Here is a 9,277-nt window from a genome sequence, read left to right as displayed (position 1 = left end):
GTGGACCGAGTCGGCGCCTACGACCGACGCCACCTCTTCCGGCGTGCGGTTGTAGGCCACCAGCTCCTTTCGCTCCTTCATGTCGATCCCGAAGTAGCAGGGCGCGCGGATGGGGGGACATCCGATTCGCACGTCCACGCGGGTCGCCCCCGCCGCGCGGACCATCTGGACGATCTCCCGGAACGTCGTCCCGCGGACGATCGAGTCGTCCACGAGGACCACGCGCTTCCCCTTGAGGAGCCCGGGGATCGGGTGGAGCTTCACCCGCACCTCCGATTCGCGTCGACGCTGGTCGGGGAGGATGAACGTCCGCTCGACGAACCGGTTCTTGATCAGCGCCTCCGCGTAGGGGATCTTCGAGCCTTCCGAGAAGCCGAGCGCCTGGGGCCGGGCGGAGTCCGGCACCGGGACGACGAGGTCGGCGTCGACGGGCGCCTCCCGGGCGAGGCGCAGGCCGATGCGGTGCCGTACCTCGTAGATCGGCACGTTCTCGGCGATCGAGTCGGGGCGGGAGAAGTAGACCCACTCGAACATGCAGTGGGCGCGCTCGCCGGAGCTCGGGATGCGCGAGCTGCGGGCGAGCTGCCCGCGCTCGAGCACCACCACCTCGCCCGGGAGCACGTCGCGGACCGCCTTGCCGCCCATCAGCTCGAGCGCGACCGACTCGCTCGCGACGGCCACGCCGCCCTCGACCGTCCCGAAGACCAGCGGACGGATCCCGAGCGGGTCGCGGAACGCGTACACCCGGTTGCCCACGATCATCACGACCGAGTAGCCACCGATCAGCTCGGGGCACGCGCGCCGGATCGCCGCGTCGAGGTCGCGCGTGTGGTTGTACTCGAGCGCGATCGCCTGGGCCATCGTCTCGGTGTCGGCGTTGCCGAGCAGCTCGATGCCCTGGGTCTGGATGCGTCGGCGGATCCGTTCGTAGTTGACGAGGTCGCCGTTCGCCGCCAGCGCGGCGTCGCTGCCGCGCATCTTGAAGACGATCGGCTGCGCGTTCTCGAGATCGGTCGCGCCTGTGGTGGGATAGCGTACATGGCCGATCCCGCTCGACCCCCGCAGCGCATCGAGCATCTCCTGCGAGAAGATCTCGTGGACGAGGCCCATCCCCTTGCGGTGGTGGAGGACGCCGTGGCTCGTCGTGGCGATGCCGGCCGACTCCTGGCCCCGGTGCTGCAGGGCGCGGAGGCCTCGGAAGAGGTACGGGGCGGCGCCCTTCCCCTGGAGCGACACCCCGACGACGCCGCAGCGATCCCGGGCCGGCATCCGAGGAACCTGGGCGGTCGGCGGGCCTCCCGACGGAGCCACCGAGCCCCGCTTCTTAAGCGGTGCGCTTGCGATTACGCGCGCGCTACCCGAAGAGGGCGGAGAGACCCTCGGCGGCCTCCTCCTCGGAGACGCCCTTCTCTTCCTTCTTCTCCTCTTCCTTCTTCTCGCCCTTGCCTTCCTTCTTCTCGGCCGGCGCCGCGGCGGGCGCGGGCGCCGAGAACGTCTCGGCCTTGGCGAGGACCTCGGTCAGATTGACGCCTTCCAGGCTCGCGAGCAGCCCCTTCACGCGCGCGGCGTCCGGGGAGAGCCCCGCAGCGCTCAGCACGCCCGTGAGGGCCTTCTCGTCGATCGGCTTACCGGCGGCGTTGAGCAAGAGCGCTCCGTAGACATACTCCATGTTTCTCACTCCGTGGACCTTGGGGGGAACCTCAGGTGCCTGTAAGTCTGGCGACCGTCGCCGCCTCGCGCATCGCCTTCGCGAACAGCGGCTCGATCGTCTCGGGCGTCGCGTAGCCGGCCGCGAGCGCGAGGCCGAGCGCCCGGCGGTGCGCCTTCGTGAGGAGGAGCGGCAGGCTCTCCTTCGTCGCGTAGCCGAGCTCGACCGCAAGCCCGAGGGCCGCGCGCGCGGCTCGCGCGAGATCGGCCCGCTGAGCGTCGAGGTCGATCGCGAGCACGCCCGGCGGATAGAACGTGTCCCCGTCGACGACCGCGCGCAGCGATAGCCCGACCTCGAGCGGGAAGATCTCGAGCCGCGTGAGCATCCCGGCGACCTCGCGGGAGATCTTGTCGCCGGCTCGGACGATCGTGACGTCCTTCTTCAGGACGACCTTGCCCTTCTCGATCGCCGCCGGGAAGCCCGCGTGCTGGAGCTCGCCGACGATCGGGCCCGGCTTGAAGCTGGTCGTGCCGGCGGGCACGACGATGTCGCGCGGCGCGATCTCGCCCCCCCGCGCCGGCGTCGGAGAGCGGGTGCGGCGGAGTTCCTGGAAGAGCGCGAACGGATTGCCCTCCGCGGCGAGCAGGGCGGTCTGGTCGTCGACGTGCTCGAGCAGGGGACGCAGCGCCGGTCGCTTCGCCGAGGCGTTCTCGACCGCGTGCCGGAGGGAGGAGTTCGTCGCGACCCGGATCGGATGGTCGCGGGCCCGCAGCTCCCGGCGCATCGACTGGAGCGCGGCGGCCGGGACCCCGCGGATCCCGACGACGGCCATCATCGGCCGGGCGAGCATCATCGCCTCGAGGTCGGCGACCCGGGCGAGCCGCTCCTCCGGGACCGAACCGCGACCGGGCATTGTCTCACCAGAGCCGGATCGCCGGGCCCATCGTCGTCTTGAGGTAGACGCTCTCGATGTTCGTTCGGCCGCGTTCGAGCCTGCCGACGATGCGGTTCAGGACCGCGTCGACGTTCTGCGCGAGCTCCTCGGGTTTCATCTGCTGCGTTCCGACCGGGGCGTGGAACGTCCGATTCCCCTTCGAGCGGATCCGGATCGATCGCTTCAGCGCGTGGACGAGGTTCGTGGGGTCGCTGCCCGGCGGCACCGGCCGTGGCATCTTGCCTCGGGGGCCCAGGAGGACGCCGAGACGCTTACCGATCGTCGGCATGAGCGGGGCCTCGGCGAGGAAGAAGTCGATGTGGTTGACCTGCTTCTTGGCGGCCTTCTTGTCCTTCGCCCAGTCGTCGAGCTCGTTCGCCGCGACGACGAGGTCGGCGACGCCGCGCATCTTCTGGCACAGCTCGGGCGAGCCGAAGACACCGACCTTGACCGCCTTGCCCCGGCCGTTCGGCAGCTGGACCTCGTCCTCGAGCCGGTTCTTCGGAACCGACAGGTCGAGGTCCTTGAGGTTGACCGACATTTCGATCGACTGGGCGAAGTGGCGGGCCGGCGTCTTCCCGAGCACTTCGCTGACGACATCGAGCGACGGGCGGTCCGGCATATCTCCCCCGTGGGGCGCGGCGCCGAGCAGGCCATGGTAGATAAGCCTTGGCGCCGCGCTCCTCGAGAAACTCGTGCCCCACGGGAGTCCGGCCGGGCCGGGGGCCCGCGCTCTCGGCGAAAGGCGTGCTTAAGGGTAAATAGCCGATGCGTCTCGGCGGCGCCCGATGCACTATCCGAAGGTCGTGTCCACGTACTGCCCGAAGTGCAAGACGCACACGGACCACGACGTGGAGAAGGCGAAGAAGCGACCGGCCTCCGAGCTCAAATGGGGGCAGCGACGCTTCCGGCGGGCGACCCGCGGCTACGGTGGCTTCCCGCGGCCGAAGCCGGAGGGCCGCGCGAAGGCCGTGCGCCGTGTCTACCTGAAGTACCGCTGCAAGAAGTGCCACTACACGGTCCAGCCCGCCAGCTGGCGCGCGACGACGCTCGAGCTCGTCGAGCATCACTAGGGAGGAACCGGTGCGCGGACCCTCGCCGTTCTGGATCGTGAAGTGCCCGGACTGCTCGACGGAGCAGACGGTCTTCAGCCGACCGGCGACGGCGGTGAACTGCGGGGTCTGCGGCGCCACCCTCGCCACGCCGACCGGCGGCCGGGCCAAGCTCCGCGGCGAGCTCATCCGCACCCTGAGCGGGTAGGCAGGGCCGCTCGTTCGCATGCCGCTGCGCGCGGAGTATCCCGACGAGGGCGACCTCGTCATCGGGACGGTGACGTCGATCCGCAACTTCGGCGCGTTCGTCACCCTCGACGAGTACGCGGGTCGCGAGGCGTTCATCCACCTGAGCGAGGTGGCGACCGGCTGGGTCAAGTACATCCGCGATCACATCCGGGAGGGCCAGAAGATCGTCGCGCGCGTCCTGCGCGTCGACCCGGCGAAGAACCAGATCGACCTCTCCCTGAAGCGGATCAACGACCACCAGCGCCGCGAGAAGACCCAGCAGTGGAAGAACGAGGGCCGGGCGCTCCGCCTCGTCGAGCAGGTCGCCCAGGGGCTCAAGATCACGAGCGAGGCGGCGGCCGACCTGTTCGGGCCGACCCTCGTCGAGCGCTACGGCTCGCTGTTCGCGGCCTTCGAGGTCGCGAGCGCGGACCCCAAGCGCTTCCAGAAGGAGAACGAGAAGGCTGCCTGGGTGACCCAGTTCCTCAAGATCGCGCGGGAGAACATCGTGCCACCGCGCGTGACGATCCTCGGCACGCTCGAGCTCACCGATCCGCGGCCCGACGGCGTCGAAGCCGTCCGCGCGGCCCTCCTCGCGGCGGAGCAGGTCGACCCCGAGGCCGTCGAGGTCCACTACGTCGGCGCCCCGAAGTACCGGATGCGCGTGGTCGCCGGCCAGTACAAGACCGCGGAGGAGACGCTCAAGCGGGCGACCGAGGCGGCGATCAAGGCGATCACGGCCGCCGGTGGCGAGGGCTCCTTCGTCCGCGCATGACCGAGTCGGTGCTGCGCGTCTGCCGGACCTGCCGGCGCTACACGCTCGCGGACCAGTGCCCGGAGTGCGGAGCGCCGACCCGCACGCCCCATCCGGCCCGCTTCAATCCGGGGGACCGCTATGGGAAGTACCGGCGGATGCTCCGGGACGCGAGCGCCCCGGCGCCGGGCCGCGGGCCGGACTGAGCGATGGCCGCCTCCATGCATCGTATCAAGGTCGTCAACGACGTGAGCGACCTCGTCTCGATCCTGCGGGCGGTCGACACGCCCGTGAAGCTCAAGCTCGTCCAGCGGCTCGGGGAGAACTGGCTGACGACCGAGGACGTCGAGCGGGAGTTCGGCAAGGAGGGCCTCGCCGCGCTCGCCGCGTTCGAGAAGCTGCGACTGATCGACACGCGCTGGGTCGCGCGGGAGGGCAAGAAGCAGCCCGAGAAGAGCTACCACTTCTACTACTCCACGATCAACATCAACACGACGAGCCCGCTCGCCGAGGCGAGCGAGGTGCTCGCGATCGCGATGATGAGCCCGAAGGACTACGCGAAGCTGGAACAGCGGATCTTCGACGCGGTCGGGGCCGAGGGCCGTTTCTTCTCCGACGTCGCCGAGGAGCTCGAGATGAGCCCCACCCGGCTGAAGGGACTCGTCAAGCGCTCGGACAAGCTGGAGTACCGTGGCCACCGGATCGAGCGGTTCCAGGCGGAGTCGGCGTCCTAGGTCCCGTCCGCGGATCTCGGTCCTTCGGGTCGGCCACCGCCTCGGGCGCGACCCGCGGCTCACCACCCACCTCGCGCTCGCCGCGCGGGCCCTCGGCGCCGAGCGCATGTTCCTGCACCCGCCCGATCCAAAGCTCGCGGCTCGGCTCGCCGCGGTCGGACGGGGCTGGGGCGGAAAGTTCGAGGTCGTGGGGGTCGACGACTGGAAGAGCGTCGTGCGCTCCTCCCCCGGACTGGTCGTCCACCTGACGATGTACGGTCTCCCGTTCGAGCAGCTCGCGCCCCGCCTGGAGCGCGCCCGGAAGATCCTGCTGGTGGTCGGCGGGGCGAAGGTGCCCCCCGAGCTCTACCGACTCGCCGACGCGAACCTCGCGGTCGGCCACCAGCCCCACAGCGAGGTCGCGGCCGTCGCCGTGGTCCTCGCCCGCCTGCGGGGCGTCCCGGGTCCCCGCGCGCCGTCGGGCGCGCGCAAGATCGTCGTGCCGCAGGCGCGCGGCAAGCGCGTCCGCACGGCGGGGAGCTCGACGTGACGCCGGCGCTACCGGCCGTGCCCCCGCACCGGCTGCCGGTCGCGGCCCGCGCGCCGGGCAAGTGCATCGTCTTCGGCGAGCACGCAGTCGTCCACGGTGCCCCCGAGCTCCTCTTCGCGCTGGACCTCGAGACCCAGGTGTTCCTCGCGCCCTCGGCGGCCGTCCGGCTGAACGGCGACGCCTCGGCCCGCGAGGGCAATGCCTACTTCGCGCGGGCCCTCGAGACGATCTGGGCCGGCGGTCCGCCGATCGACGCGCGCAGCGTGTCGCGGATCCCGCGCGCCGCGGGGCTGGGCTCGTCGGCGGCGTTCGTGGCGGCGCTCGCGGCGGCGCTCGGCGCCGCGACCGGCGGAATCGACCGGGCGACGCTCGCGCAGCGCAGCTTCGAGATCGAGCGCGGGGCCCAGGGCGTCGGCAGCCCGGGCGACACCGCGGCGGTCGTCGCCGGCGGCTTCCTCTCCGTCAACGGCGGGAGCGGCGAGCGCCTGTGGAGCGTGACGGACGCCGCCCGCGACTGGGAGGTGCGCCGGGTCGAGGACCCGGGCTGGACGTGGGTCGTGGCGCACTCGGGCATCCCGCGCGCGACCGGCGACGCGGTGCGAGCCGTCGGGGCCCGCCTCGCGCGTCCCGACGGGCCCGCGCTGCTCGAGGAGTTCCGCTCGGTGGCGACCGACGGCATCGCGGCGGTCGGCCGTGCCGACCGGGCCGCCGTGGCCGAGCTGATGCGCCGCAACCAGGAGCTGCTGCGCGAGGTCGGCGTTTCGCATCCGCGGATCGAGGCGCTGCTCGAGGCGGCCGCGCCGGCGGCGGAGGCGGCGAAGCTCACCGGCGCGGGGGCCGGCGGCTCGATCGTCGTGCTCCCGTCCCCCGGCCAGGAGGTCGACCTCGTGCGCCGGCTGGCGCGCGCGGGGGCGCTCCCGTTCGTGGTGCGCCCGCAGCCGGACGGGGCCCGGCTGATCGAGGGCGCGCTGCCCGACTGAACGCGGCTACTTCCGCGCGACGATCCGGATCACCGCGTTCGGCTCGACCGCGTGGTCGGCCGCGAGCGCGCGGTGCGTGCGGCCGTCGATCGCGCGGATGAAGTTGCGCGCGAGGTCCGAGTGCACGCGAAAGGCGACCTCGCTCGCCGTGGTCCCGGCGGGCACGAGGAGCGCGTCCGGTAGGACCCGCCCCCGCGCATCGGTCCAGTGGTTCTCGTCCTCCACCGGATACACGACGATCTGGCGGAGCCGTTCGAAGACCATCGATTCGAGCGCGCCCTGAACGCCGGTCGAGCCCCAGTCGGCCAGGAGGGAGCGGATCCCATCGAGCGCGCGCTGCTGCGGCGCGCTGAGCCGCGCCGAGTCCGGGACCCGGAAGCCGGCGTCGCCCGGCGCGTACTCCACCAGGCCGGCGCGGGCCGCGCGGCGCAGCGTCAGCTCCGCCTCGGCCGAGGTCGGGACCTCGGGGATCGGGGCGATCGCGGCCCTCAGCCGGTCGGCGGCGGAGCGGGTCGAGCGATCGCTCTTGTTCGCCGCGACCAGGCGCGGCTTGGCGGCGCGCAGGAGCTCGCGGGCCAGCGCGAGCCGGTCCGCCGACGTCCATCGCGCGGGATGCGCCCGGTCGACCGGGACGACGCGCAGCGCCGCCGAGATCGCCGGGCCGGGGATGGCGAGGCCCGTGAGACGGTGCGCGAGGAACTCTTCGACCTTCTTGCCGTCGAGCTCGGTGGAGCGCGCATGCCGCTCGAAGTCGCGCGACAGGATCTCAGAGACCCAGCTCACCAGCTCGTCCTCGAGCCAGCCGACCTCCTGCGCCGGGTCCTGGGTGCCCGGCGGGGCGAGCTGGCCCTCGGCGTTCGTGCCGCCGGAGAGGTCCACGACCTGGACGAATCCGTCCGCGGCGCGCAGGTCGTCCAGGAACTTGTGGCCGAGCCCCTTGCCCTCGTGGGCGCCCGGGACGAGGCCGGGCACGTCGATGAGGTTCACGGGGACCCACCGCGTCCCGTTCACGCACTTCGCGTTGCCCGGAGTGCACGCGACCCCCTTCTCGGCGTGCGGACACTTGGCGCGCACCGCTCCGACACCGCGGTTCGGCACGGTCGTGGTGAACGGGTACGGCGCCATCGGCGCGTCGAGGAGCGTGAGCGCGTTGAAGAACGTCGACTTGCCGACGTTCGGCTTGCCGACGATCCCGACCTCCACCGTCCCCTCCGCGCGGTCTAGGTGGAGTAGTCCGGGGCGACCTCGCTCACGCCGAGGGCGTGGTTGGCCGCGAGCGCGAGGGCGAAGAGGAGGTCGCTGATCCGATTGGACCACTGCAGCAGCTCGGATCGCTGCGGCTCGGAGCGGTGGAGCGCCCAGAGCTCGCGCTCGGCGCGGCGCGCGATCGTGCGCGCGACATGGAGTTCGGCGGCGGGCCGGGCACCACGCGGGAGCACGAACGAGCGCAGCTCGGGATACTTCTCCGCGAAGCGGTCGATGTCCGACTCGAGACGGGCGACGTGCCGAGACTCGATGCGGGGGCTCGCGCGCTTCGCCCCCGGCGCGGCCGCGAGTTCCGACTGGGCGATGAACAACTCGTGCGCGAGGCGTCGTATGACCGCGCGCTCGTCGGCGAGCGCCTCGTTCAGTTCGGCGTCGACGACCCCGAGCTGCGCGCCCAGCTCGTCGAACGTGCCGTAGGCGCGGATCCGCGCCGAGTCCTTGTCTACGCGCGCACCACCGGCGAGACCGGTCGTGCCTCGGTCGCCGGTCCGGGTGTAGAGGCGCGCGATGCTCTCAACTCCGGTCGCCACGGCAGCGCATCGAGCGGCGAGCTGAGCCCGTGGACGGGGCAGTAGGAGATGTGCAGCACCTCATTATGCTTGGCGTCCTGACGGCACAGCCGGCAGATGAATCCGCTCCGCGCGCTCCACGCCTTCCCGATCGTTTCCATGCTGCAACCCACCCTTGGTTGGGAGCCTACCGCCCGAGGAGCCCCCGTCCCTCGCGGTCCGCCCGGCGTCGGTTCTCGCGGCGACCGGCGGAACTGCGCGCGTGTTCGCGCAGCGCCGCGAGACGTTCCGCGTGGATCCGGCCGAGCTCCGATAGCCCGAGCGTGAGGACCAGCGTCACCGCGCTGTCCAGGTCCCGGGAGTAGCCGTCCTCGACGATCTCCTCGAGCTCGTTGCGAAGGGTCGCGGGTACCGCGACGTCCGCGGGACGAGGTTCGCTCGCTCCGCGGACGAGCGCGCGCACGGCCTCCGAGCGCGTCCGGAGCTCGTTCGAGGTACGGAACTGTTCGAGGAGCGCCTCCTCCTCGAGCGTGAGGCGCACGCCCAAGAATCGGGTCGCGGGAGCGTCGGCCCGAACGGTCCGCACGACGTTTAACAGAATAAAACGACTATTTAGTTATTCTTAACAAATTGTTAAACATAT

The 9,277-nt window shown here is 71.6% G+C and carries 14 protein-coding genes; 7 read left to right on the top strand and 7 right to left on the bottom strand.

What is annotated here, in order from left to right; translation table 11 throughout:
* The 4 genes from purF to VEL82_03200 all read right to left on the bottom strand — a co-directional run.
* The coding region (purF, locus tag VEL82_03215) for an amidophosphoribosyltransferase (GenBank protein ID HXW66875.1) at positions 1–1,311 on the bottom strand (1,311 nt) is incomplete at its 3' end.
* 43 nt (positions 1,312–1,354) lie between these two features.
* Complete coding sequence (rpl12p, locus tag VEL82_03210; protein ID HXW66874.1) at positions 1,355–1,669, bottom strand: 50S ribosomal protein P1; 315 nt, start codon at positions 1,667–1,669, stop codon at positions 1,355–1,357.
* Between the two features lie 31 nt (positions 1,670–1,700).
* Positions 1,701–2,561, bottom strand: a complete 861-nt coding sequence (gene rplJ, locus VEL82_03205; protein ID HXW66873.1) for a 50S ribosomal protein L10 — start codon at positions 2,559–2,561, stop codon at positions 1,701–1,703.
* Between the two features lie 4 nt (positions 2,562–2,565).
* Complete coding sequence (locus VEL82_03200; protein HXW66872.1) at positions 2,566–3,204, bottom strand: 50S ribosomal protein L1; 639 nt, start codon at positions 3,202–3,204, stop codon at positions 2,566–2,568.
* A 166-nt stretch (positions 3,205–3,370) separates the two neighbouring features.
* Between VEL82_03200 and VEL82_03195 the strand changes: the two genes are divergently transcribed.
* The 7 genes from VEL82_03195 (at position 3,371) to VEL82_03165 (ending at position 6,859) form a co-directional block, all read left to right on the top strand.
* The gene (locus VEL82_03195) at positions 3,371–3,655 is read left to right on the top strand and encodes a 50S ribosomal protein L44e (GenBank protein HXW66871.1); all 285 of its coding nucleotides are present in this window, start codon (positions 3,371–3,373) and stop codon (positions 3,653–3,655) included.
* A gap of 10 nt (positions 3,656–3,665) precedes the next feature.
* Positions 3,666–3,842, top strand: a complete 177-nt coding sequence (locus tag VEL82_03190) for a 30S ribosomal protein S27e (protein HXW66870.1) — start codon at positions 3,666–3,668, stop codon at positions 3,840–3,842.
* 18 nt (positions 3,843–3,860) lie between these two features.
* Positions 3,861–4,637: a translation initiation factor IF-2 subunit alpha gene (locus VEL82_03185; protein HXW66869.1), complete on the top strand. Its 777-nt coding sequence runs from the start codon at positions 3,861–3,863 to the stop codon at positions 4,635–4,637.
* Positions 4,634–4,822: an RNA-protein complex protein Nop10 gene (locus VEL82_03180; GenBank protein ID HXW66868.1), complete on the top strand. Its 189-nt coding sequence runs from the start codon at positions 4,634–4,636 to the stop codon at positions 4,820–4,822. Before VEL82_03185 ends, VEL82_03180 begins: the two co-directional genes overlap by 4 nt.
* 3 nt (positions 4,823–4,825) lie before the next feature.
* On the top strand, positions 4,826–5,350 hold the full coding sequence (locus VEL82_03175; GenBank protein HXW66867.1) for an ArsR family transcriptional regulator: 525 nt from the start codon (positions 4,826–4,828) through the stop codon (positions 5,348–5,350).
* 106 nt (positions 5,351–5,456) lie between these two features.
* A complete protein-coding gene (locus VEL82_03170; GenBank protein ID HXW66866.1) occupies positions 5,457–5,879 on the top strand; it encodes a tRNA (cytidine(56)-2'-O)-methyltransferase in 423 nt (140 codons plus the stop codon).
* Entirely contained in the window at positions 5,876–6,859 is a 984-nt protein-coding gene (locus tag VEL82_03165) for a hypothetical protein (GenBank protein HXW66865.1), read from the top strand. The genes VEL82_03170 and VEL82_03165 overlap by 4 nt, the downstream gene beginning before the upstream one ends.
* A 6-nt stretch (positions 6,860–6,865) precedes the next feature.
* Here VEL82_03165 and VEL82_03160 read toward each other — a convergent pair whose 3' ends face one another.
* The 3 genes from VEL82_03160 to VEL82_03150 form a co-directional block, all read right to left on the bottom strand.
* Positions 6,866–8,062, bottom strand: coding sequence for a redox-regulated ATPase YchF (locus VEL82_03160; protein HXW66864.1), 1,197 nt, complete (start codon positions 8,060–8,062; stop codon positions 6,866–6,868).
* 17 nt (positions 8,063–8,079) lie between these two features.
* Positions 8,080–8,655, bottom strand: coding sequence for a cob(I)yrinic acid a,c-diamide adenosyltransferase (locus tag VEL82_03155; GenBank protein ID HXW66863.1), 576 nt, complete (start codon positions 8,653–8,655; stop codon positions 8,080–8,082).
* A gap of 166 nt (positions 8,656–8,821) precedes the next feature.
* Positions 8,822–9,220: a hypothetical protein gene (locus tag VEL82_03150; protein ID HXW66862.1), complete on the bottom strand. Its 399-nt coding sequence runs from the start codon at positions 9,218–9,220 to the stop codon at positions 8,822–8,824.
* Positions 9,221–9,277 lie beyond the last annotated feature (57 nt).

It is taken from the genome of Thermoplasmata archaeon (assembly GCA_035622275.1).
Taxonomy (GTDB): Archaea; Thermoplasmatota; Thermoplasmata; order Lutacidiplasmatales; family UBA184; genus Lutacidiplasma.
This window is presented reverse-complemented; position numbering and strand designations above follow the sequence as displayed.